18 protein-coding genes and 1 pseudogene are annotated in these 23,360 nt (G+C 60.3%); 8 read left to right on the forward strand and 11 right to left on the reverse strand.

Annotated features, from left to right (window positions below; all coding sequences use genetic code 11):
• Positions 1 to 157: 157 nt before the first annotated feature.
• Complete coding sequence (locus tag LUU92_RS24040) at positions 158 to 772, forward strand: biliverdin-producing heme oxygenase (RefSeq protein ID WP_071489215.1); 615 nt, start codon at positions 158 to 160, stop codon at positions 770 to 772.
• On the forward strand, positions 769 to 3,012 hold the full coding sequence (locus LUU92_RS24045) for an ATP-binding protein (RefSeq protein WP_071489214.1): 2,244 nt from the start codon (positions 769 to 771) through the stop codon (positions 3,010 to 3,012). Before LUU92_RS24040 ends, LUU92_RS24045 begins: the two co-directional genes overlap by 4 nt.
• 62 nt (positions 3,013 to 3,074) lie before the next feature.
• Here LUU92_RS24045 and LUU92_RS24050 read toward each other — a convergent pair.
• Positions 3,075 to 3,515, reverse strand: a pseudogene (locus tag LUU92_RS24050) (sensor histidine kinase); the annotation flags it as partial.
• A gap of 596 nt (positions 3,516 to 4,111) precedes the next feature.
• On the opposite strand from LUU92_RS24050, the gene LUU92_RS24055 reads away from it, so the two are divergent.
• Entirely contained in the window at positions 4,112 to 6,004 is a 1,893-nt protein-coding gene (locus tag LUU92_RS24055; protein WP_257102742.1) for an alkaline phosphatase D family protein, read from the forward strand.
• A gap of 136 nt (positions 6,005 to 6,140) precedes the next feature.
• Entirely contained in the window at positions 6,141 to 7,154 is a 1,014-nt protein-coding gene (locus tag LUU92_RS24060; RefSeq protein ID WP_257102743.1) for a diguanylate cyclase domain-containing protein, read from the forward strand.
• Positions 7,155 to 7,159: 5 nt separating this feature from the next.
• Here LUU92_RS24060 and LUU92_RS24065 read toward each other — a convergent pair whose 3' ends face one another.
• Positions 7,160 to 8,188, reverse strand: a complete 1,029-nt coding sequence (locus LUU92_RS24065; protein ID WP_102592566.1) for an amino acid ABC transporter substrate-binding protein — start codon at positions 8,186 to 8,188, stop codon at positions 7,160 to 7,162.
• A 144-nt stretch (positions 8,189 to 8,332) separates the two neighbouring features.
• Here LUU92_RS24065 and LUU92_RS24070 point away from each other — a divergent pair, with 144 nt between their 5' ends.
• From LUU92_RS24070 to LUU92_RS24080, 3 genes are all read left to right on the forward strand, one after another.
• Positions 8,333 to 9,232: a LysR substrate-binding domain-containing protein gene (locus LUU92_RS24070; protein WP_071489208.1), complete on the forward strand. Its 900-nt coding sequence runs from the start codon at positions 8,333 to 8,335 to the stop codon at positions 9,230 to 9,232.
• Positions 9,233 to 9,315: 83 nt separating this feature from the next.
• The gene (locus tag LUU92_RS24075; RefSeq protein ID WP_257102744.1) at positions 9,316 to 10,563 is read left to right on the forward strand and encodes a 2-aminoadipate transaminase; all 1,248 of its coding nucleotides are present in this window, start codon (positions 9,316 to 9,318) and stop codon (positions 10,561 to 10,563) included.
• Between the two features lie 333 nt (positions 10,564 to 10,896).
• Positions 10,897 to 11,616 (forward strand): hypothetical protein, encoded by a 720-nt coding sequence (locus LUU92_RS24080; RefSeq protein ID WP_257102745.1) that lies wholly within the window; start codon positions 10,897 to 10,899, stop codon positions 11,614 to 11,616.
• A gap of 309 nt (positions 11,617 to 11,925) precedes the next feature.
• Here LUU92_RS24080 and ptaA read toward each other — a convergent pair whose 3' ends face one another.
• The 8 genes from ptaA to hmpA form a co-directional block, all read right to left on the reverse strand.
• Positions 11,926 to 13,008 carry a pyoverdine biosynthesis transaminase PtaA gene (gene ptaA, locus LUU92_RS24085; RefSeq protein WP_257102746.1) on the reverse strand — a complete coding sequence of 361 codons (1,083 nt, stop codon included), beginning with the start codon at positions 13,006 to 13,008 and terminating at the stop codon, positions 11,926 to 11,928.
• 144 nt (positions 13,009 to 13,152) lie between these two features.
• On the reverse strand, positions 13,153 to 14,040 hold the full coding sequence (cyoE, locus tag LUU92_RS24090; RefSeq protein ID WP_003194050.1) for a heme o synthase: 888 nt from the start codon (positions 14,038 to 14,040) through the stop codon (positions 13,153 to 13,155).
• Between the two features lie 11 nt (positions 14,041 to 14,051).
• The gene (gene cyoD / locus LUU92_RS24095) at positions 14,052 to 14,393 is read right to left on the reverse strand and encodes a cytochrome o ubiquinol oxidase subunit IV (RefSeq protein WP_016979640.1); all 342 of its coding nucleotides are present in this window, start codon (positions 14,391 to 14,393) and stop codon (positions 14,052 to 14,054) included.
• Positions 14,393 to 15,019, reverse strand: coding sequence for a cytochrome o ubiquinol oxidase subunit III (locus tag LUU92_RS24100; RefSeq protein ID WP_058426759.1), 627 nt, complete (start codon positions 15,017 to 15,019; stop codon positions 14,393 to 14,395). Before LUU92_RS24100 ends, cyoD begins: the two co-directional genes overlap by 1 nt.
• 3 nt (positions 15,020 to 15,022) lie before the next feature.
• Entirely contained in the window at positions 15,023 to 17,041 is a 2,019-nt protein-coding gene (gene cyoB, locus LUU92_RS24105; protein ID WP_071489204.1) for a cytochrome o ubiquinol oxidase subunit I, read from the reverse strand.
• A gap of 3 nt (positions 17,042 to 17,044) precedes the next feature.
• The gene (gene cyoA / locus LUU92_RS24110) at positions 17,045 to 17,986 is read right to left on the reverse strand and encodes a ubiquinol oxidase subunit II (protein WP_071489203.1); all 942 of its coding nucleotides are present in this window, start codon (positions 17,984 to 17,986) and stop codon (positions 17,045 to 17,047) included.
• 791 nt (positions 17,987 to 18,777) lie between these two features.
• Entirely contained in the window at positions 18,778 to 19,284 is a 507-nt protein-coding gene (locus tag LUU92_RS24115; RefSeq protein WP_058426762.1) for a disulfide bond formation protein B, read from the reverse strand.
• 213 nt (positions 19,285 to 19,497) lie between these two features.
• Positions 19,498 to 20,679, reverse strand: a complete 1,182-nt coding sequence (gene hmpA, locus LUU92_RS24120; protein WP_092249340.1) for an NO-inducible flavohemoprotein — start codon at positions 20,677 to 20,679, stop codon at positions 19,498 to 19,500.
• Positions 20,680 to 20,826: 147 nt separating this feature from the next.
• On the opposite strand from hmpA, the gene norR reads away from it, so the two are divergent.
• Complete coding sequence (norR, locus tag LUU92_RS24125) at positions 20,827 to 22,350, forward strand: nitric oxide reductase transcriptional regulator NorR (RefSeq protein WP_071489201.1); 1,524 nt, start codon at positions 20,827 to 20,829, stop codon at positions 22,348 to 22,350.
• A gap of 20 nt (positions 22,351 to 22,370) precedes the next feature.
• Here the strand turns inward: norR and LUU92_RS24130 are convergent, their stop codons facing one another.
• Positions 22,371 to 23,273 carry a DMT family transporter gene (locus LUU92_RS24130; protein ID WP_093128295.1) on the reverse strand — a complete coding sequence of 301 codons (903 nt, stop codon included), beginning with the start codon at positions 23,271 to 23,273 and terminating at the stop codon, positions 22,371 to 22,373.
• Positions 23,274 to 23,360: the final 87 nt, after the last annotated feature.

Consider the following 23,360-nt stretch of genomic DNA (forward strand, 5'->3'; position numbering starts at 1 on the left):
CCGTCCAGAGTCATTATGAAAGCAAGGAGCGACTTTTCTGATCCGCTGGTCAGCCTTTTCGCCTTGCGCGTACAGCTGCCCGCCATGAGTTGTGTAGAATTGTCGCCCGTTTAACGCGTCATTCATGGCCGAGAGGCCCACAGTTCGAGCTCACTGAATGCATTCACAGGCCCATGACGTTGGTGCGCCCTCTTTGCTGGAAACGTTGCGCACAGGCACGGCCCTGCTGCATGTGGCGCTGGAGAAGCGCCTGCCGTTTTTCTCTGAGCATCTGGATGCCGATTGGTATCAGCGCTTGCTTGAGGCGTACTACGGTTTTTATGGACCGATGGAAGCGGCGCTGTACGAATGTGAGTTGATCCCTGAGGGCTTTGATCAGGGGGCGCGTACGAAAACGCCGACGCTACTGCACGATCTCGATGCACTGGGCCTGAATGAACAGGCGATCGGCGCCCTGCCCCGCTGCGCCGAACTTCCGACCCTCGACACCTCCGCCGCCTGCCTCGGAGCCCTGTACGTGCTGGAAGGCGCGACCCTCGGCGGCCAAGTGCTGCGCCGGGAAATGGCCCAGCGCCTGGACGTCAATGCCGACAACGGTGGGGCGTTTCTCAATGTATACGGCGCCGAGACCGGTCGACGCTGGAAAGACTTTCTCGATTACCTGGGCCGCCTGCCGCTGGATGCCCCCGCCAAACAGCGCGCAGTAGAGGCAGCCCGTTCGACATTCCGCTGCTTTGAGCAATGGCTCGACAGCCAGGAGGTACTGCTATGAAACCCGAAGATTTTGAAGAGCTGCTTGCCAACTGTGCCGACGAGCCGATTCGCTTCCCGGGGGCGATCCAGCCCCATGGCGTGCTGCTGACATTGTCCGAGCCCGAGCTGACTATCATCCAGGTCAGTGCCAACGTTGGCAGCCTGTTCGGCCATGCGCCCGAGGCGCTGCTGGGCCAGCCACTGCACACGCTGATGGGCGCCGAGCACGCCCAGGCGGTTGCCGCCATGGCCGAAAACAACACGTTTTTTGACGCGCCACCGCTGCACGTTTCCTTTAACGGCGCAGAGTTCGAAGGCCTGCTGCACCGCCATCAGAATGTGCTGGTGCTGGAATTCGAGCCACGTCTCAAAGACTTCCGCCCACGGGCACTGAACGGGCGCATCAGTGACCTGGGCAAGATGCTGCAACGTTTGCAGGCGGCGAAAACCCTGCAAGCGCTGTACGAAATCAGCGTGACTGAAATCCAGGCCATGACCGGCTACGACCGCGTGCTGATCTACCGCTTCGAAGAGGAAGGCCATGGCCAGGTGATCGCCGAAGCGTCGGCGCCGTCCATGGAGCTGTTCAACGGATTGTTCTTCCCCGCGTCCGACATCCCGGAGCAAGCCCGCGAGCTGTATCGCACCAACTGGCTACGCATCATCCCGAACGCGGCCTACGAGCCGGTTCCACTGTTGCCCAAGCTGCGCCCGGACACCGGCCAGCCGCTGGACCTGAGCTTTGCCACCCTGCGCAGCGTGTCGCCGATTCACTGCCAGTACATGCAGAACATGGGCGTGTTGTCGTCCATGAGCATTTCGCTGATGAAGGGCGACAAACTCTGGGGGCTGATCAGTTGCGGCAACCGCGAGCCGCTGCTGGTGCCGAACGAGCTGCGCACCACCTGCCAGACCATCGGCCAGGTGCTGTCGTTGCAGATCAGCGCCATGGAGGCCCTGGACCTGAGCCGTCAGCGCGAGGAAAAAGTCGAGGCCCTGGCATTGCTCGACCAGGCGATGAAACGCTCGGAAGATAACGTATTCGACGGCCTGGCCCAGCAACCGCAGGTACTGATGGACCTGACCCTGTCCGGCGGCGTGGCGATCATCGAAGACAAGCAGTTGCACCGCTACGGCAACTGCCCGGAGCCGGCGCAGATCCGCGCCTTGCACAAGTGGCTGCAAGAGCGCAGCGAGCCGGTGTTTTCCAGCCATAACCTGGTGTCGGTGTACCCGCCGGCCGCCGAGTTCCAGCAGGTGGCCAGTGGTGTGTTGGCCATGAGCCTGCCCAAGCCGGTGGATAACGCTGTGCTGTGGTTCCGTCCGGAAGTGAAAGAGAACATCAATTGGAGTGGCGACCCGAAAAAACCGCTGGACCTGGAAAACTCCGACGCTGGCCTGCGCCTTCGCCCACGTACCTCGTTTGAAATCTGGAAAGTGGAGATGGCCGGTATCTCCACCAAGTGGAGCCATGGCGACCACTTTGCCGCCAACGACCTGCGCCGCTCGGCCCTGGAAAACGACCTGGCGCGCCAGGTGCTGCGTGAGCAACAAGCGGTGCGTGCGCGTGATGAACTGGTGGCGGTGGTGTCCCACGACCTGCGTAACCCGATGACAGTGATCTCGATGCTGTGCGGCATGATGCAAAAGGCCTTCAGCTCCGATGGCCCACACACCTCGCGACGGATTTCCTCGGCCATCGACACCATGCAACAGGCGGCCGGGCGCATGAACGTACTGTTGGAAGACTTGCTCGACACCTCGAAAATCGAGGCCGGGCGGTATGTGGTCAAGCCGGTGGCACTCGACGTGACCCAGATCTTCGAGGAAGCGTATTCCCTGCTGGCACCACTGGCGATGGATAAGGGCATCGACCTGTCTTTCAACGCCGAGCCGGGCCTGCAGATCAATGCCGACCCGGAGCGTCTGTTCCAGGTGCTGTCGAACCTGATCGGCAACGCGATCAAGTTCACTCCGCGCCAGGGCAACATTGGCATCAGCGCCATGAGCAATGGCGAAGAGATTGTGTTCTCTGTGCGCGACTCCGGCGAAGGCATTGCGCCGGAACAACTGCCGTACGTGTTCGATCGCTACTGGACCCAGACGGAAAACAACCCGACCGGCAGCGGGTTGGGGCTGTACATCACCCAAGGCATCGTCCAGGCCCATGGCGGCAAGATCGTTGCCGAGAGTGAAGTGGGTCGGGGAAGTGAGTTCCGGTTTACGGTGCCGAAGGTGATCGACGACTCGCATACCTGACTGAACGTCCCGACTGTGAAGGTCGAGACTTTTGTGGTGAGCGGGCTTGCCACAAGCCATGTTTAAACGGGCAACACCACCACCGCTTCCAGCCCTCCGCCCTGGCGCTCAGCCAGGGTCAGGGTGCCGCCATGTTCCAGCACAATCGCCCGAGCGGTCGAGAGTCCCAAGCCGACACCGCCCGTGCTTTTGTTGCGTGAGCCTTCCAGGCGATAGAACGGCAGGCACACCTCCTCCCGATATTCGGCCGCAATGCCCGGCCCGCAATCCAGCACGCGAATCACGACCTCGTCCTGTGTGTACTGCAATTCGATCTCCGGCGCGATGCCATAGTGGATCGCGTTGTCCACGAGGTTGGTGATCACCCGCTTGAGGCCCAGGGGCCGGCCGAAGCCCACCAGAGGTGGCGGGCCGCGAAAGGTGATGTCGGTCGCCAGGTCGTGGTAGTCGTCGATCAGGGTTTGCAGCAACGCCGCCAGGTCCAGTTGGGTGCGGTCTTGGATGAAGTGGCGTAATTGCGCCTGCAGCAACTGCCAGATTACTGCGTTGCGTACTGTGGAAGCGGAAAATCGGGCGGCTTTTATGGGCAAGGGCCAGGAAGGCGCGACATCGCTCGGGCTGGACAGTTGCGCGAACAGCACCTCGAATGACGCCTGAAAGCGTTGGCCAGCCGTGTCATAACTTGCAGCAACGTGTTTATAGCTGACTCATTTCGCTCCCTATAAGTTTGGCCTCACTTCGCTGCAACTGGCGAAGTAATCCTCTACTCAATAGAAGGAAACATCCATGCTAAGCGCTATCAATCACACACTGGGCAGCTTTTACTCGCCACTGCAGCAGGATGATGCAGAGCCCCAGCGCAGGAAGCGCAGCATTGACGTCACACACTCGCAACTTAACTACGACGATCTTGAGAGCACGGCAGCCAACGACCGCCGCAAAAGGGGAGGTGGGCTAGACTCTATTGGTCAAGGCAGATTGCTCTAACCCGTCCTATTACGAAGGGCAGTGCACGGCCCTTCGTATCCTTGTTTAACAAAACCATGACACTTACTGAGTTAACCTTGCCGGTCAAGCCCAGCGTGGAACCATTACCTGCATGCCGCACCTCGATACACTGCCCGCCGTATTAGCCGGCCCACTGCTGCGCCGCCTCGAATCCCGGCGCCTGGTGTTGTGGCTGGTGGGCAGTCGAGCCCTGCAACTGACCCTGCAGTTGCATCTGCCCGCCCAAATCCTGGAGATCAACCTGGATCATTGCCAGGTCGTTCCGGTGGGGCACCATGCTTTTATCCACTTGATCGATGTACCGCTGGACGATGCCCTGCCCCAGGACATAACGATCCATTACGACCTATTGTTCGACAACACCGGCATCGCCGACTGGGCGCCACACCTGCTGTACGCCAACGCCCAATACCCAAGCTTCGTTTTGCACAGCCGTATCCACCAGTTGGTACACGGCTCATGCCGCAAACCCCATCACAGCGCCGATGAAGGCCTGCTGTGTGTCGACCGCCTGCTGGCCGATGCCACCACTGCCGCCGAGCGCCCGGCCCTGCTGATGATGAGCGGTGACCAGGTGTACGCCGACGATGTGGCCGGGCCGATGTTGCGCGCCATACATGCATTGATCGCACGCCTGGGCCTGTTCGATGAATACCTGGAGGGCGCCGTGATCGATGACAGCGCCAGCCTCTACGGGCATCGTGCCAGCTACTACCATCGCGCCGACCTGCTGCCGGCACTGGACAGCAACGAAACCCTGCGTGAACGCTTCTTTGGCGGTGTGAAAAAACCGATCTTCACCAGCAGCACTGCTGATAATCACCTCGTGACCTTCGCTGAAGTCATCGCGATGTACTTGCTGGTATGGTCGCCAACGTCCTGGGAACTGATCGCGCCCGAAGCGCCTCAGCTGGGTACAGAAGAACTGCAGCGCTACACCCGCGAACAAGTGCAGCTCGACCGATTCCGCAAGGGCCTGCCAGCCGTCGCCCGGGTGTTCGCGCACCTGTCCACCTTGATGATCTTTGACGATCACGACATCACCGACGACTGGAACCTCAGCGCCCAATGGGAAGCCACCGCCTACGGCCACCCGTTCTCCAAACGCATCATCGGTAACGCTCTGCTGGCCTACCTCCTCTGCCAGGGCTGGGGCAACCAGCCGGAGGCGTTCAACGAACTGGTCAGCCAAACCCAGGCGCTCACCTGCCAGCCCCAGGCCAACCACCTGCAATCCGCCGCCCAGGATGATTTGATCCAAGCGCTGCTCAACTTCCAGCAATGGCACTACGTGCTACCCACTACCCCGGCCCTGGTGGTGCTCGACACCCGCACGCGCCGGTGGCGCAGCGAGTTCACCCTCAAGCAACCGTCCGGCCTGCTGGACTGGGAGGCGTTAAGTGAGCTGCAACAGGAACTGCTCGACCATCCTTCGGCCATCATTGTTTCCCCCGCCCCCATCTTTGGCGTGAAGTTGATCGAGACGGTCCAGAAGATTTTCAGCTGGTGCGGCCACCCGTTGCTGGTGGATGCGGAAAACTGGATGGCCCACCGTGGCGCTGCCCAGGTGATCCTCAATATCTTTCGCCACTCGCGTACACCGGGTAACTACGTGATCCTTTCAGGTGACGTTCACTATTCATTCGTCTACGAAGTGCTGATCCGCCATCGCAACGCCGGCCCCAGGATCTGGCAGATCACCAGCAGCGGCATCAAGAATGAATTCCCCCCACGCTTGCTGGAATGGTTTGACCGGCTCAACCGTTGGCTCTACTCACCCCGCTCGCCCCTCAACGGGTTCACGCGCCGTCGCAGTATGCAGGTGGTGCCGCATATTCCCGAGCATGCCGAAGCCGGCGAGCGGTTGTGGAATTCGGCGGGGATCGGCCAGGTGTTTTTCAACGAGCAAGGCCAGCCTGAGGCGATCTACCAGCACAACGCGGATGGGAAGGGGCGGACGGAGATGATGGCACCTGGTAAATAGCCATTAGCCATCAACCTTTAGCCGTACATCTGCCCTATTCAAAGCACCCAGGCCCCGTTGTACAGTAGCGCCAGCCACGGAGTATCGGCGTCAACAACGGCAGGCCTTGAGGCCTGCTCAGGCAAGGAATGCGCACATGGTCGATAACTCCGACAACAACCCGTTGGAACAGGACTTCTCTCACTTCAACGCCGACATGCTGCACACCGTGCTGGAGTTGGTCAGCGACGGGATCTGGGACTGGAACGCCAACACAGGGTTCGTCTACCGCAACCCAGGCTGGTACGAAATGCTGGGTTATCCCCGCCACGCGCTGGAGAACAGTGTATTCACCTGGGAAAGCGTGATTCACCCGGACGACTATGCCCAAGTAATGAAGTTGTTTGACGATTACATCCACCGGCGTGCCCCTCACTACCAGGCCGAGTACCGCTGCCGCAAAAAAGACGGCAGCTACTTGTGGATCGAAGACCGTGGCTACGTGATTGCGCGTAACGCCGACGGCTCGGTCGCAAGGATGGTAGGCGCCCATCGCAACATTCATCTGCGAAAATGCTCCGTCGAACAGTTGGAAAGACGCAATCAATCCCTTGAGGCGCTGGTGGCCGAGCGCACACGCGAGCTGTCGCGGGTCAACCAGCAGTTGCAGCTACAGCTGGATGAAAACCGCTCGCTGGCCGAACGGGATGCCCTGACCCTGGTCGCCAACCGCTACCGCCTGGAGAAAGTGCTGCTGGAAGAATGCGACCGCGCCCAACGCTTTCGCCTGCCGCTGACGCTGATCGCGATGGATATCGATGACTTCAAGCCGATCAATGACCGTTTCGGTCATGGCGTGGGCGATCAGACGCTGGTGCAGGTAGTGGAATGCCTGCAACGCTGTATTCGCCCTGGTGATCTGTTGGCCCGATGGGGCGGCGACGAGTTTGTGCTGGTCCTGCCCAAGACCTCGCTGGACAGTGCGAAGGCACTGGCAAAGAGCATCCGCCAGCAATTGAAACACAGCTCGCAAGGCGGCGACTTCAGAGTCACCTTGAGCGTGGGTGTAGCCGAGCGCGAGCAGGATGAGTCCCCCGCCGCGCTGATGGCGCGTGCCGACCAGGCGTTGTACCGCGCCAAGGCGGCGGGGAAGGATGGCGTATCTGAATAACCGTGCTATCGAACCGGCGGTGCGTACTGGATGCCGCCGTTGTTCCATAGCGCATTGAGCCCGCGCTTGATCTTCAGCACGCTGCCCTGGCCGATGTTGCGCTCGAACACCTCGCCGTAATTACCCACCTGCTTGACGATCTGCACCACCCAATCCTTGCGCAGCTTGAGGTCCTTGCCGTATTCGCCATCAGCTCCCAGCAACCGGGCAACATCCGGGTTCTTGCTGCTCTTGGCCTGCTCCTCGACGTTCTGCGAGGTGATGCCCATTTCCTCGGCATTGAGCATGGCGAACAAGGTCCACTTGACGATGCTGAACCACTCATCATCGCCTTTACGCACCAGCGGCCCCAAAGGTTCCTTGGAGATCACTTCCGGCAACACCACGAACTCGTCCGGGTGGGCCATCTTGATGCGCTGGGCGTACAAGCCCGACTGGTCGGTGGTCAGCACGTCGCAGCGCCCGGCCTCCAGGCCCTTGGCGCTTTCGTCGGCGGTGTCGAAGGTGATCGGCGTGTACTTCATGCCGTGGGTGCGGAAGTAATCCGAGACGTTCAGCTCGGTGGTGGTGCCGGCCTGGATACACACGGTCGCGCCGTCCAGCTGCCTGGCGCCGGTAACGCCCAGTTTGTTGTTCACCAGAAAGCCGATGCCGTCGTAGTAGGTCACGCCGGTGAACACCAGTCCCATGCCCGAATCGCGGGAGCTGGTCCAGGTGGTGTTGCGCGAGATCAGGTCGATTTCACCGGATTGCAGTGCGGTGAAGCGCTCCTTGGCGGTCAACTGGGTGAACTTCACTTTCGATGCGTCGCCGAAGACCGCCGCCGCCACCGCATGGCACACGTCCACATCGATACCGGTCATCTTGCCCGTGCTGTCCGGTACGCCAAAACCCGGCAGGCCGTCGCTGACACCGCACTGGATGAAGCCTTTCTTCTGGATGGCGTCCAGGGTCACGCCCGCCTGCGCGCTGCTCGCCAGGCCCAATGCAGCGGTGGCGCCGATCACGGCCAAGGTGGTTTTGAATGGGTTCATGCAAGGCTCTCCCTGTCATTCCTTATTATTCGGCGTCGTGCAGCCCGCGCCGGTTTATAGTGCTGCCGGGCAGTATCAACGGCTTTGCGCCGCTGCCACAAACGACCTTTAGGCAAAGGCTCCTTCCGATTTGGAATGAAGTGCATGATTTCAAAACGCTTGACCCCTTCGATGACCGCCCTGCAATGCTTCGAGGCAGCCGCCCGCCACTTGAGCTTTACCCGTGCCGCCGAAGAACTGCACCTGACCCAGAGTGCGGTGAGCAAACAGGTCGCGCAGTTGGAAGAGATGCTCTGCCACAACCTGTTCGACCGGGTGCGCCAGCGTTTGTACCTGTCGCCGGCCGGGTCGCTGTACCTGGCCGAAGTGCACAAGATCCTCACACAGGTGGACATCTCCAGCCGCTACATCCTCACCTACGGCGGCGAGACCGAAGTGCTGCGCATCGCCACCCAGCCGACCTTCGGCGACCGCTGGCTGGTGCCCAAGCTCAAGGATTTTGCAGCGAAGCATCCGAACATCCACCTGGATGTGCGCAACGAGCTGGAGCCGTTCGATGTGTTGCAGGCCAAGGCGGATATCGCGTTTTTCTTCGGCCAGGGTTCATGGCCGGGAGCAACTTGCATCGAGCTGTTCCGTGAGGCAGTGGTGCCGGTGTGTGCGCCGGGTTTTGTCGCCGAAGGCAGTGATGCTTCGTCACGTCACACCCTGCTGCAATGCACCTCGCGCCCGGAGGCCTGGCATGAGTGGTTCCTGGAGCAGGGCCTGCACTCGCAGAACAGCTATCACGGGCCGCGCTTCGACACGTTCTACATGTGCATTCGCGCGGCGCAGTCGGGCTATGGCGTCGCGTTGGTGCCGCAGTATCTGGTGGCCGAGGAGCTGGCCCAGGGCAGCCTGATGATCCCCTGGGACTATGCGATGCCCAGCAGCGGCGCGCACTTTATCGCCCATGCCGAACATGCCGGCGAGATTCCCAAGGTGAAGGCTTTCCTGAGCTGGATGGTCGACTATGTAGGCGCACATCGCGATTTTCAGTCATGACCCGGCGACTTTATTTCGTTTGCGACAAGGGTGGGTGCCCGGCTTAGATAAAAAGACGCCCGTCACTGCCGAGTCTGCGATTCATGAGCCACGAAACCATCAGCCAGTCGATTTCCATCGTGCACCCCATCAGCCTCAGCCACGGTAAGAACGCCGAAGTCTGGGACACCACGGGCAAACGCTACATCGATTTTGTCGGCGGCATCGGTGTGCTCAACCTCGGTCATTGCCACCCGGGCGTGGTCGAGGCGATTCGTGACCAAGCCACCCGGTTGACGCACTACGCGTTCAACGCCGCCCCGCACACACCCTACATCGAACTGATGGCGCGGCTGACCGCATTCATCCCGGTGACTTACCCAGTCAGCGGCATGCTCACCAACAGCGGCGCGGAAGCGGCGGAAAACGCCCTGAAGATCGTGCGCGGCGCCACTGGCCGCACGGCAGTGATCGCCTTTGACGGTGCCTTCCACGGTCGTACCCTGGCCACCCTCAACCTCAACGGCAAGGTGGCCCCCTACAAACAGAAAGTCGGTGTGCTGCCGGGCCCGGTGTATCACCTGCCCTATCCGAGTGCCGACAATGGCGTGACCTGCGCCGAAGCGTTGAAGGCCATGGAGCGCCTGTTCAGCGTGGAAATCGATGTCAACGATGTGGCCTGTTTCATCATCGAGCCGGTGCAGGGCGAAGGCGGGTTTCTCGCACTGGATAGCGAATTCGCCCAGGCGCTGCGACGCTTTTGCGATGAACACGACATCCTGCTGATTGCCGATGAAATCCAGTCGGGCTTTGGTCGTACCGGCCAGCGCTTTGCGTTCTCGCGCCTGGGCATCGAACCGGACTTGATCCTGCTCGGCAAAAGCATCGCCGGTGGAGTGCCGCTGGGCGCCGTGGTCGGGCGCAAGGCGCTGATGGATAACCTGCCCAAAGGCGGTTTGGGCGGGACCTATTCCGGCAACCCCATCGCGTGTGCGGCGGCCTTGGCCACGCTGGATGCGATGACCGACGAACACCTGCACGCCTGGGGCGCACAGCAGCAACACGCCATCGTCAGCCGCTATGAAAGCTGGCGGGCGCAAGGCCTGCCGTACCTGGGCCGCCTGACCGGCGTCGGCGCCATGCGCGGCATCGAGCTGGCCAACGCCGACGGCACCCCTGCACCGCAACAGCTCGCTCAACTATTGGGCCTGGCGCGGGGCGCCGGGTTGTTGCTGATGCCCAGCGGCAAGTCGCGGCACATTATCCGTTTGCTTGCGCCGCTGACCATTGAACCCGTAGTGCTGGAAGAAGGCCTGGATATCCTCGAGGCCTGCCTCAAGCAGTTGGACTAGTAGCGCGCATCCACGGGCCTGCCGCCGTTCGGCTAGTCCTTGACCTTGTCGGGGAAGTCCGGGCGCGGTTGTCCCGAGAACATCGCAATACTCCTTTAAAACCTGACCTGGAGTGGTCTCCTCGGTTCAGGTCTGCAATTGTTTTTATGCGTGATCAGGCAGATCACCAGGGCCAGCCAAGCCCCAGGCTTGTTGTCGCGAAATTCCCCAAGCAGCCACTTGATATGGATCAGCGGAACCTCAAAGGCAGTGTGCTGCCTTGACCTGACCTCCCTCCCCCCTGAAAATGCCCGACGCTTTTTTGTCCTCGTTTACTGAAGTAGTGAAATTTCAATGTCCGATTCTTACACCGAACAATCTGCCACCGAAGAATCCGTCGTCGCCTTGCACGCCAAAGCCGAATACGAAAACGCCATCAATCTTTCACAGCATCTGCCCGCCGCCAAGATCATCAGCGAGATGGTGCTGGACGCGTTCCACACCTCCAAGGAAAGCGACCAGATCCGCGAACTGCGCGTGGCCATCCGTCAGGCCCACGATGCCTTCGACGACGACAAGGCCTACGACCTGATGGGTCAGCTCAAACAGCTCAAGGACGCCGAGGCCGCCGACAATGCCGCCCTGGAAAACTTGAGCAGCCAGTTCTCCATCAGCCGCATCCTGTCCTGCTTCAAGGACGACCCCGAGTTCCAGGCGCTGGTCTACGGCCTGGCGTTGAAAGTGCTGAACCAGAGCCACCAGGCCATCAGCAACCCGAGCGCCGGCAAGAGCAAGGCATCCCGCCCGAAGAAAGAAGCCGAAGTGTTTGTGATCAGCAAGGATGGCATCAGCGTCACCCTGCCGCTGCGCACGCCGCGCTCGAAACTGAACGTTGACCGTGAGGCGTTCGAGTTCCTGGGCTTCAGCTTTGTGGGTGAAGGCGATGAAGCGGAGCTGGAAGTCGAGAGCTTTGTGGATAACGCCGGTGCCGAACAGCCTTTGAACCGCAAGAGCGTGATTACCGCGTTGCAGCAGCAGACGGCGTTTGATGGGTACAGCATCGCGCAGCAGTAACCCTTAATCCCAACCCTTTCAAGGTCTTTAGGTAGAACAGGCGATAAGTACTCTGTGGCGAGCGGGCTTGTCCCGCGTTGGGCTGCGAAGCAGCCCTGAAACCCGCGGCCGAAGAATGCCTGACTCACCGCATTCCTCCTTCAAGGGTCGCTTCGCAACCAACGCGGGGCAAGCCCGCTCGCCACAGTTGCAGTGTTCGCCCTTAATGGAGTGGTATCAGCCAGATAGGGTCGGTTTTTCAAAGACCTTGAAAGGGATGCCAAGTTATGGTCATCAAGACAGTTGCTCCCACATGTGTTCGGCGTCGCGTCAACTGACCTGCTGCGCAAACACCTCGCGAAACCTCGCCATATCCTGCTTGTCCCCCACCGTCACCCGTACCCATTGTGGCCAGCTTTTAAACACCCGGCCGATCATCACACCTTGCGCCGCCAGCTTTTCGATCACCTGCTCCGCCGGTTGCTTCACGTCGATCATGAAGCAGTTGGCCTGTGACGCGGTGCAGGTGAAACCCCGGCCTTTCAACCACGCCACGGTCTCATCACGCAGTTGATTGTTGAGGGCTTTGCGTTGCGGCAACAGCTTCACGTCCTCCAGGCTGGCGAGGCCGCCCAGCAACGTGCTGCCCGCCGGGACGTTGTCACCGCCAAACACGGCCAGGCGTTCCAGCAGCGCCGGATGACCGACCGCCAGGCCCAGGCGGGCACCGGCCATGCCGTAGATTTTCGAGAAGGTGCGCAGCACCAGCAGGTCATCGTGGTCCTTGACCCAACTGACCACGCTGGGCGTATTGGCGAAGTCGATATAGGCCTCATCCACCACCAACACGCTGCCTTCGGGTTTGTGTGCCAAGGCCTGGCGGATGGCGTCGGTGGGCGTCACGGTGCCGGTCGGGTTGTTGGGGTTGCACAGGTAGAGCATGCCAGCCTGGGGGTCGGCAGCGAGCATGGCCGGGATGTCGTGGGCGTGGTCGGCGTTGAGGCTGACTTCCTTGACCGAGGCCTTGTTCGCCTGCGCCGCCTGACGTGGCACTTCGTAGGATGGCGTAGCCATCACCAGACCGCGGGTCTCGCTGGTGAATGCCAGAACGGCATAGCGCAGTGCAGCCATGGAGCCGGCAAATACCGCCACCTGTTCTTCGGCAATCGCCTGCTGCTGGGCAAACAGCCCGGCCAGGGCGTACATGTGTTTGTAGGGATAACGCCCGGCTGTGGCGATTCCCTTCTGCATGGCTTCGCGGGCGACCTGAGAGGGCCCATAGGGGCTTTCGTTGTAGTTGAGCAGCACCTTGTCAATCTTGGTCGGCGGGCTGGCAACCGCCCAATCGAGGCACCCCAGCAGAGGCAGGGCGGCGCCCAGGGCGAGAAGGGACCGACGACTTACGCTGACCATAGGGCTACTCCTTGTAGGCGGGTGATGGATTCGCACAGCACGTACTGAGGGGTATGACGATAAACGCAGCCGGGGATTTAAACCCCGTCCAAGAAAAAGCCCCGCGCTTCTCTCGAAGGCGGGGCTTTTTCACTGCGGGACCACTCAGTGAGCGTAGGTCAGCAGCAGCTCTTTCGGCACTTGGAAATCCAGGGACATCATCACGCTCAGCGCGGTGATGGTGAAGATCGAGAACACGAACAGCTTGCGCGCCCAGACGGTGTCATCCACCGCCTTGTAGCCGGTCCAGGCCATGTACAACCAGTACATGCCCATGGCGGCGGCAACGGCAAGGTAGCTCATGCCGGCGTAGCCACTGAAGGTCAACATCAAGGTCGCCACGAGGAAGGCCAGGATGTACAGCAGGATGTGTTTCTTGGCGACCTGGATACCCCGTTTTACCGGCAATACCGGAATCGAAGCAGCCAGGTAGTCGTTGAAGCGGAAAATCGCGATGGCGTAGGAATGCGGCATCTGCCACAGGCTGAACATCACCAGTAGCGTCAGCGCGGCCATGTCGAAGCTATTGGTCACAGCCACATAACCAATCACCGGCGGCATCGCCCCCGACAGACTGCCCACCAGCGTGCCGTGAACCGACTTGCGCTTGAGGTACAGGCTGTAGAGGCCGACATAGATGACAAAACCGATCACGGCAAACAGCGCCGCCAGCGGGTTGGCCACCTTGTACAACAACGCCACACCGGCAACACCCAGGACGGTCGCGTAGATCAGTGCCAGTTTCAGGGAGATGAGGCCCTGGACCAGCACACGATTCTTGGTGCGCTCCATCTTGATATCGATGTCACGGTCGATGCAGTTGTTGAACACACATCCGGAAGCTACCACCAGGGACGTACCGATCATTGCAGCCAGGAAGATGGCCAGATCGACATGTCCCTTGGAGGCCAGGAAGAAACCGCCCGCCACAGAAAGCACGTTACCGAAAATGATCCCCGGTTTGGTGATTTGGATAAAGTGCTTAAGCGACATCGGGTCTTACCTCACTTCGCCATCATGAACGTATGGATGCTGAACATGATCCATATCGACAGGCCAACCAGCAGTACGATTACGATCCCTGCGAACACGAACGCAACCACGTTGTCGCGCTGCTCCTTGGAACGGTCCAGGTGCAGGAAGTACACCAGGTGCACCAGAACCTGAATCACCGCGAATGCCAGCACGATCATCAAGGTGATCGACTTCGGCAGGGTCGGGTACATCACCAGACCGAACGGGATGAGCGTCAGGATTACCGACAGGATGAAGCCGATGGCGTACGACTTGACGCTGCCGTGGCTTGCATCATGGCTGTCATGGTCATGGGAGTGTGCATTAGCCATTACAGAGTCCCCATCAGGTAAACAACGGTGAAGACGCAGATCCAGACCACGTCCAGGAAGTGCCAGAACAGGCTCAGGCAGGTCAGGCGAGTCTTGTTGGTGTTGGTCAGGCCGTGCTTATTGACCTGATACATCATCACCGCCATCCACAGCAGGCCGGCAGACACGTGCAGGCCGTGGGTGCCTACCAGCGTGAAGAACGCGGACAGGAAGCCGGAACGGTGCGGGCCGTAGCCTTCGGAGATCAGCAGGTGGAACTCGTTGATCTCCATGCCGATGAAGCCCAGGCCGAACAGGAAGGTCAGGGCCAGCCAGCTCAGTACGCCTTTCTTGTTGCCCTTGTAGAAGGCCAACATGGCGAAGCCGTAGGTGATCGAACTGAACAACAGCAAGGCGGTTTCGCCGAGCACGTAAGGCAGTTCAAAGATGTCGTGGCCCGACGGGCCACCCGCTACGTTGTTTACCAGTACCGCGTACACCGCGAAGATCGACGCAAACAAGATGCAGTCGGTCATCAGGTAGAGCCAGAAACCGAAAACGGTCATCGGCCCCGAGTCGTGGTGATGGTCATCGTGCCCATGGTCATCGACATGGGCGTGTCCAGCATTGGTCACTAAGTTCGACATGGTTTAAGCCTGTTCCAACGAGGTTTCAACACGGTTGGCCGGGATCTTCTTCTCGGCTACCAGGCGAGCGTGCTGCTCGGCTTCGATGCGCTCGATCGTCTCGACCGGCACCATGTAGCCTTGATCATCACGGGCAGCGTGAATGATGAAGTAACCGATAGTGCCCACCAGGCTCACGATTGCCAGCCACCAGATGTGCCAGATCATCGCGAAACCGAACACGGTCAACAGCGCGCCCATCACCACGCCAGTGGCGGTGTTGTTTGGCATGTGGATAGGTTCGTAGTGCTTCGGACGCTGGTACGCAGTACCGTCTTCCTTGGCTTCGGTGAACGCATCAATGGTGTTCGCGGTAGGGATCACGGCGAAGTTGTAGAACGGCGGTGGCGACGAAGTCGACCATTCCAGGGTGTGGCCATTCCATGGGTCGCCGGATTCGCAAGCGTTCTGCTTACGGTCACGGATACTCACGTACAGCTGGATCAGCTGGCAGGCGATACCCACGGCGATCATCACCGCACCGAACATGGCGACGTACAGGTACGGCACCCACTCAGGGTTGGTAGTGGCGTTCAGACGACGGGTCATGCCCATGAAGCCCAAGGCGTAGAGCGGCATGAACGCGACGAAGAAGCCCGAGATCCAGAACCAGAATGCAGCCTTGCCCCAACCTTCGTGCAGCTTGAAGCCGAACGCTTTCGGGAAGTAGAAGCTGAAACCAGCGATGTAACCGAATACCGCACCGCCGATGATCACGTTGTGGAAGTGAGCGATCACGAACAGGCTGTTGTGCAGGACGAAGTCAGCACCCGGGATGGCCAGCAGTACGCCGGTCATGCCGCCGATGGCGAAAGTCACCATGAAGCCCAGGGTCCACAGAACCTGGCTGGTGATACGCAGACGGCCGTGGTAGATGGTGAACAGCCAGTTGAATAGCTTCACCCCCGTCGGGATGGAGATCAGCATCGTCGCCAGGCCGAAGAAGGCGTTGACGCTGGCGCCCGAACCCATGGTGAAGAAGTGGTGCAGCCACACCATGAAGCCCAGTACGGAGATCGCGCCCGATGCGTAGACCATCGAGTGGTGACCGAACAGGCGCTTGCCGGTAAAGGTCGAGATCACTTCGGAGAAGATACCGAACGCTGGCAGGATCAGGATGTACACCTCAGGGTGACCCCATGCCCAGAACAGGTTCACGTACATCATTGGATTGCCACCAAGTTCGTTGGTGAAAATGTGGAAATCCAGGTAACGGTCAAGCGACAGCAGCGCCATGGTAGCGGCCAGGATCGGGAACGAAGCCACGATCAGGACGTTGGCCCAGGTGCAGGTCCAGGTGAAGATCGGCATGTCCATCAGTTTCATGCCAGGGGCGCGCATTTTCAGGACGGTGGCCAGGAAGTTGACCCCCGTCAATGTCGTCCCGAGCCCTGATAACTGTAGCGCCCAGATGTAGTAGTCCACACCCACGCCCGGGCTGTACTGGATCCCCGACAATGGCGGATACGCAACCCAACCGGTCTTGGCGAATTCGCCGACGCCCAGGGACACGTTGATCAGCACAACACCGGAAACCAGCAGCCAGAAGCTCAGGGAGTTCAGGAACGGGTAGGCAACGTCACGGGCACCGATCTGCAGCGGCAAGGCAAGGTTCATCAGGCCGGTGAAGAATGGCATCGCCATGAAGATGATCATGATCACACCGTGGGCGGTGAAGATCTGGTCATAGTGTTCAGGTGGCAGGTAGCCAGGCGAACCCTCGGTGGCCATGGCCAACTGGGTACGCATCATGATGGCGTCGGCAAAACCACGCAGCAGCATGACCATGGCCACGATGACGTACATGACGCCGATTTTCTTGTGGTCGACGGACGTCAGCCACTCGGTCCACAGGTAGGTCCACTTCTTGAAATAAGTGATTGCTGCAAACAGTGCCAGACCACCCAGCGCGATCATGGCGATGGTCACCATCACGATCGGCTCGTGGAACGGGACCGCATCCCAACTTAATTTACCAAACATCGTTTACTCCTCTGCCCCAGCAGTTGAATGCGAGCCCGTGTCAGAACCTTCAACCACGGCCACTTCTTTCTTCTCGTGCTTGACCGGCTTGCCTGGCTTCATACCTTCGTACTTGTCGACGATTTTCTGAAACAGGTTCGGCTCATACGCGGAGTACAGGGCGACTGGGTTGTTCTGGCTCGGTTTGGTCAGGGCATCGTATTCAGCTTGATCAAGCTGTTTAGGTGCGGCCTTGACTTCGGCTACCCAGGCGTTGAAATCTTCCTGGCTCGTCGAGATCGCTTTGAATTTCATGCCGGTGAAGCCAGCGCCGCTGTAGTTCGCGGAGATGCCTTCCATTTCAGCTTTTTCGTTGGCGATCAGGTGCAGGCGGGTCTGCATGCCTGCCATCGCGTAGATCTGGCCACCCAGGGCAGGGATGAAGAACGAGTTCATCACGGCGTCGGAGGTGATCCGGAAGTTGAGCGGGGTGTGCTCGGGGAACTTGATCTCGTTGACCGTGGCGATACCCAGGTCCGGGTAGATGAACAGCCACTTCCAGTCCAGCGCGACCACTTCGATGTTGATCGGCTTGACGTCGGACTCCAGCGGACGGTACGGGTCCAGCTCGTGGGTCGACTTATAGGTGATGTAACCCAGGGCGATGATGATGAGGATCGGGACCAGCCACACCGCGATTTCGATCTTGGTGGAGTGCGACCACTTCGGCGCGTAGGTCGCGCTGGTGTTCGACGCGCGGTATTTCCAGGCGAAGGCGAAGGTCATGATGATCACAGGAACCACGACCAGCAGCATCAGCAGGGTGGCGGTGATGATCAGGTTTCGTTGATCCAGACCGATCTGTCCTTTCGGGTCCATCAAGGTCCACTTGCAGCCTCCCAGCATTAACATCATGCCAAGCAGCGGCAAAAAGCCTAGTAATCGGGGGTACCTGTTTTTACTCATCTCACGACCTCTAAAGCAGCTTGCGCAATGCAGTTGGGTTTTGATCGCCAACACTTCACCCTGCCAAGGGTTGGCATTTCTCTTCGATTGAATAAGAGCCTGCCCATCACGTCATAAGGGAACGTTTCACGGACCTGCGGTGAGTTCTTATTCGATTTCGTGGTTAAAGGCCTTGTTACAGACCAATTCCATTTGGTGCGGATAGTTGAAAGGCTGCCGGAACCTTGGGGTCGCACAGAGCCGTCCATCTGCCCCTCGACCGCTCCAGTGCTCAAATATTGAACAGCACCGGACATTCAGTGCGGGCGATTGTAGTTAGCTAGCGATGTATAAACCATGTCTTATAAAGAAATAATTTTTATCGATTACAGCAATAATCCTTCACCATTATTGCAACGGTTCGCGATCTTATCGTGTTCGATTCTCCACAAAAACCACAAAAATTGCCGTGTTACAGGGCAGCCTGCCGCCCCCCTTACCGTGTGTAAGGGGCTGCCAAACCGATGCAACCCCCCATAAAACAAGGCATTCGGACATCACCGAATCCCTGGCGCGGCGCGAGGTGCGCGGCCTTCCCAGCACCACGAACTGACAGCACATCTTGGCGGTTTTATGCAAATTTAAGCGGGTGTTCGGCGGGTCAGAATCGTCCTGCGGCGGCTTCCGTGTGACAACATGTCGCACACTGCGCGCACCCAAAATTGTCCGGCGTCACGTTCCGTTCACAAATTCCCACACACAAAAACGCCCCGGCCTTCATGAAGAAGCGCCGGGGCGTTTGAGTGAATGATTCAGGCTTTGCGCTGGCGATTGCGATAGATGCCCAGCGGTACCAGGATCACGGTCAGCACGAAGGCCACCAATGCCCATTGCGCCAGGGAAAGCCCCAGTACGGGTGGGTACGGTGTGCTGCAGAAGCCATCGACCTGGAAGCCCAGGGGGAACACCTTGGCCAGCGGCAGGTCATCGACGATCGGTTGCAGCACATCGATGCCGCAACTGACCTGGGGGAAGAACTGGGTGTACACGTGATGACCGGCGGCGGCGACACCGCCAAGGGCGCTGAGCACTACCAGGCCTTCGAACAGCGTGATCGCACCTTTTTTACGCATGGCCGCGCCGATGAACGCGAAGATCGCGATCAACAGCAAGGCATAGCGTTGCAGGATGCACAGCGGGCATGGCGCCTCGCCGAGTACCACCTGCATGTACAACGCACCGCCGATCAACGCCAGGCAGATGATGCCCAGCAACACCAGAAAGCGCCGCTCCCTGCCTAAACGCAATTCGTCACTCATCCCCGTATCCCTTTGTTTGGTTGTGCCAATGGGCGCAAGTTTACACACAGGCCACCGTTTAAACAGAGGGGGGTTAACAGCGGATTAATCCAGAGAAATGTTGTGACGGGGCGGACGCCATCGCGGGCAAGCCCGGCTCCCACAGAGGAATGCGATCCCCTGTGGGAGCCGGGCTTGCCCGCGATGATGCCGACCCGGTGTATCGGCTAAACCCTATTCCAGCGCCGCAGCCGGGCCAAAGAATTCGTAGCGGCTTTGCTGCTCAGGCACGCCCAGGGCCTTGAGGTGGCGCTTGATCGCGACCATGAAGCCTTTAGGGCCGAGGAAGTAGGCGTCCAGGTCGCGCTGCTCGGGCAGCCAGGCGGCCAGTTGTTCCTGGCTGAGCAAACCCACCTTGTCCGCCGCAGGGCTCACCCCATCGTCTTCGGTGTAGCAGTAGAAGCGCTTGAGTTGCGGATGCTTCGCCGCCAGGGCGTCCACCCAGTCACGAAACGCATGTACGCCGCCGTTACGTGCACAGTGGATAAAGTGCACCGGGCGCTCGGTAGCCAGAGCGGCTTCGAGCATCGGCAGGGTGGGTGTGATCCCTACCCCGCCGCTGATCAGTACCAGCGGCTTATCGCTGGCCGCCAGGGTGAACTCGCCCGACGGCGTGAACAGGTCGATGGTCGCACCGACATGCACTTGGTCGTGCAGGTAGTTGGACACCCGGCCACCCGCTTCGCGCTTGACGCTGATGCGATACATCCCGCTATCGGTCAACGCCGACAGGGAGTAGTTGCGGCGCACTTCTTCACCGTCGAGCACCAGCTTCATGCCGATGTACTGGCCCGGCGCGGCCGCGAGGATCGGGCCATTGTCCACAGGGGCAAAGTAGAAGGAGATGATCTCGTCGCTCTCGACCACGCGCTTGACCACGATAAACGGCCGCGCCCCCCGCCAGCCACCGGGTGCCTGGGCTTTTTCGGCGTAGATCGCAGCTTCGGCGCCGATCAGGATATCCGCCAGTTGGCCGTAGGCCGCGCCCCAGGCACTCATGACTTCAGGGGTGGCAATCTCGCTGCCCAGCACTTCGCAAATCGCACGCAGCAGGCAGGCACCGACGATCGGGTAATGCTCCGGCAGGATCTGCAGGGCCACGTGCTTGTTGATGATCTTGGCCACCAGGTCGCCCAATTGGTCGAGTTGGTCGATATGTCGCGCGTACATCAACACGCCATTGGCCAAGGCACGGGGCTGGTCGCCGCTGGCCTGGTGAGCCTGGTTGAACAGCGGGCGGACTTCCGGGTACTCGGACAGCATCATGCGGTAGAAATGGGTGATCAACGCTTCACCGCCGCTTTCCAGCAGGGGCACGGTGGATTTGACGATGGCACGGTCTTGGGCACTAAGCATGGGAGCCTCCTGGGCTTCTTTACTGATTGTCTTTATCTACTCAGTATTCGTGCCAACCAATAATCCGTTTATTTTCAACGACTTAATTAACATGTAGTCAGTATGACCTCCTACAGCTTATAGTCATTAGGACTACAAGGAGTCATTATGACTGCGCAATCGCTGCTCACCACCCTGCTGCCCCTGGTCGCCGACCTGTCCCGCGAACTGCCCGAGGGCGAACGTTACCGCCGCCTGCTGCAAGCCATGCGCGCCCTGTTGCCCTGCGACGCCGCCGCGCTGTTGCGCCTGGACGGCGAGTGGCTGGTGCCGCTGGCGGTGGACGGGCTCAGCGCCGACACCCTGGGTCGGCGCTTCAAGGTCAGCGAGCACCCGCGCTTTGCCGTGCTGCTCAGCAGCCCCGGCCCCACGCGCTTTGACAGCGACAGCGAATTACCCGACCCCTACGACGGTCTGGTCGATGGTTTGCACGGGCACCTGGAAGTACACGATTGCATGGGTTGCCCGCTGTTCGTCGACGACCAGCCCTGGGGCCTGCTGACGCTGGACGCCCTCGATACCGAGCGTTTCGAACGCGTGGAGCTGGACGCCCTGCAGGCGTTCGCCAGTCTCGCTGCCGCCACCGTGAACGTCGCCGAACGTATCGAACACCTGGTCCTGCGCGCCGAAATCTACCGCGAGGCCAGCGGCCAACAGCACAAGGAAATGATCGGCCAGAGCAAACCCCACAAGCGCCTGGTCGAGGAAATCAAGCTGGTGGGCGGCAGCGACCTCACCGTGCTGATCACCGGTGAAACCGGCGTGGGCAAGGAGCTGGTGGCCCAGGCCATCCACGCCGCCTCAACCCGCGCCGACAAACCGCTGATCAGCCTCAACTGCGCCGCCCTGCCGGAAACCCTGGTGGAGAGCGAGTTGTTCGGCCACGTACGCGGCGCCTTTACCGGCGCGTTGAACGAACGCCGTGGCAAGTTCGAACTGGCCAACGGCGGCACGCTGTTCCTGGATGAAGTGGGCGAACTGTCACTGACCGTACAGGCCAAGCTGCTGCGCGTATTGCAAAGCGGCCAGCTGCAACGCCTGGGCTCGGACAAGGAACACCAGGTCGATGTGCGCCTGATCGCCGCCACCAACCGCGACCTGGCCGACGAGGTACGCAACGGTCGCTACCGCGCCGACTTCTACCACCGCCTCAGTGTGTACCCGCTGCAGGTCCCGGCGCTGCGTGAGCGCGGACGCGATGTGTTGCTGCTGGCCGGTTTCTTCCTGGAGCAGAACCGCTCGCGCATGGGCCTGGGCAGCCTGCGCCTGACCAGCGATGCCCAGGCGGCACTGTTGGCCTATAACTGGCCGGGCAATGTGCGGGAGCTGGAACACTTGATCGGACGCAGCGCACTCAAGGCGCTGGGTAACTGTCGCGAGCGTCCGAAGATTCTCAGCCTGAACGCCCAGGACCTGGACCTGCCCGATGTCAGCGCACCGCTGGTTGAAGAATCCTCCGAGGCGGTCGCCCCGGTGACCGGCGACCTGCGCCAGGCCACCGAACACTTTCAGCGCCAGATCATCAGCGCCTGCCTGGAACGCCACCAGCACAACTGGGCCAGTGCCGCCCGCGAACTGGGCCTGGACCGTGCCAACCTCGGGCGGATGGCCAAGCGCCTGGGCCTCAAATAACCCAGGCACCTCCCACATTTTTAGATTGCCTTTGCCTTGAAGGCCGGGCTCGCTGGCTTGGGCTTACGAAACACCAGCACATTGCCCAGCATCACCAGCACCAACCCCGCCAACGCCGGTGCGGTCCACTGATACCCCTCGGCAAACGCCGACACATTCAGCGCCACCACCGGGAATAGCACGGTGCAATAGGCCGCACGCTCCGGCCCCATGCGCCCGACCAGCGTCAGGTACGCGGTAAAGCCGATCACCGAACCTGGAATCACCAGGTACCCCAGCGCGCCGATGTAGCGCGCACTCCAGTCCATCTCGAAGGGAATCCCGCGCACCGCGCAGTAAGCCGCCAGCATCGCCGATCCATAGGCCATCCCCCAGGCATTGGTGGTCAGCGGCTTGAGCCCGGCCTTCTGCTGCAGGCTGGACAGCATATTGCCGGCCGAGAAGCACATCGTCCCCAGCAACGCCAAGCCCAGGCCAAGCAAAGTCTGCGGGCTGGCGGTGTGCCCCACCAGCTCCGGCCAGAACAGCAGGCCCAACCCCGCCAGGCCCAGGCCGCCGCCCATCAACACATTGCGCGCCACCCGCTGGCCAAAAAACACCCGGGCATTCAGCGCGTTCCACAGCGTGGCCGTGGAAAACACCACCGCCACCAACCCGCTGGGGATCCATTGGCTGGCCGTGAGGAAGCACATGAAGTTCACGCAAAACAGGCACAGCCCCTGGGCCAGACAGATCAGGTGCCCGCGTCGGTTCATCACCTGCAACCTGCGGCTCACCAGCAACAGCGCAAACAGCACCAGCGCCGCCAGGGCAAAGCGATAGACGATGGACACAGGAATCGCCACCACGCCCAACTGCCATTTGAGGGCGATCCAGGTGGTGCCCCAGATCAGCACGGTGAGTAAATACAGGGAAAGGTTCATAGCGGGCTCCATCGGTTGAGCCACAGTGTGGCCCCCGGCCTGGGATGCGCTCTTGCACAATCTTGCGCTTTTGTCGGCCAATGGGAT

Source organism: Pseudomonas extremorientalis (genome assembly GCF_024584605.1).
GTDB classification, from domain to species: Bacteria; Pseudomonadota; Gammaproteobacteria; order Pseudomonadales; family Pseudomonadaceae; genus Aquipseudomonas; species Aquipseudomonas extremorientalis.

Bases quoted from the DNA above. Each gene is read 5' to 3' on its own strand.
- LUU92_RS24040 (WP_071489215.1), top strand. From the start codon at position 158: ATGCATTCACAGGCCCATGACGTTGGTGCGCCCTCTTTGCTGGAAACG.
- LUU92_RS24045 (WP_071489214.1), top strand. From the start codon at position 769: ATGAAACCCGAAGATTTTGAAGAGCTGCTTGCCAACTGTGCCGACGAG.
- LUU92_RS24055 (WP_257102742.1), top strand. From the start codon at position 4,112: ATGCCGCACCTCGATACACTGCCCGCCGTATTAGCCGGCCCACTGCTG.
- LUU92_RS24060 (WP_257102743.1), top strand. From the start codon at position 6,141: ATGGTCGATAACTCCGACAACAACCCGTTGGAACAGGACTTCTCTCAC.
- LUU92_RS24065 (WP_102592566.1), bottom strand. From the start codon at position 8,188: ATGAACCCATTCAAAACCACCTTGGCCGTGATCGGCGCCACCGCTGCA.
- LUU92_RS24070 (WP_071489208.1), top strand. From the start codon at position 8,333: ATGATTTCAAAACGCTTGACCCCTTCGATGACCGCCCTGCAATGCTTC.
- LUU92_RS24075 (WP_257102744.1), top strand. From the start codon at position 9,316: ATGAGCCACGAAACCATCAGCCAGTCGATTTCCATCGTGCACCCCATC.
- LUU92_RS24080 (WP_257102745.1), top strand. From the start codon at position 10,897: ATGTCCGATTCTTACACCGAACAATCTGCCACCGAAGAATCCGTCGTC.
- ptaA (WP_257102746.1), bottom strand. From the start codon at position 13,008: ATGGTCAGCGTAAGTCGTCGGTCCCTTCTCGCCCTGGGCGCCGCCCTG.
- cyoE (WP_003194050.1), bottom strand. From the start codon at position 14,040: ATGTCGCTTAAGCACTTTATCCAAATCACCAAACCGGGGATCATTTTC.
- cyoD (WP_016979640.1), bottom strand. From the start codon at position 14,393: ATGGCTAATGCACACTCCCATGACCATGACAGCCATGATGCAAGCCAC.
- LUU92_RS24100 (WP_058426759.1), bottom strand. From the start codon at position 15,019: ATGTCGAACTTAGTGACCAATGCTGGACACGCCCATGTCGATGACCAT.
- cyoB (WP_071489204.1), bottom strand. From the start codon at position 17,041: ATGTTTGGTAAATTAAGTTGGGATGCGGTCCCGTTCCACGAGCCGATC.
- cyoA (WP_071489203.1), bottom strand. From the start codon at position 17,986: ATGAGTAAAAACAGGTACCCCCGATTACTAGGCTTTTTGCCGCTGCTT.
- LUU92_RS24115 (WP_058426762.1), bottom strand. From the start codon at position 19,284: ATGAGTGACGAATTGCGTTTAGGCAGGGAGCGGCGCTTTCTGGTGTTG.
- hmpA (WP_092249340.1), bottom strand. From the start codon at position 20,679: ATGCTTAGTGCCCAAGACCGTGCCATCGTCAAATCCACCGTGCCCCTG.
- norR (WP_071489201.1), top strand. From the start codon at position 20,827: ATGACTGCGCAATCGCTGCTCACCACCCTGCTGCCCCTGGTCGCCGAC.
- LUU92_RS24130 (WP_093128295.1), bottom strand. From the start codon at position 23,273: ATGAACCTTTCCCTGTATTTACTCACCGTGCTGATCTGGGGCACCACC.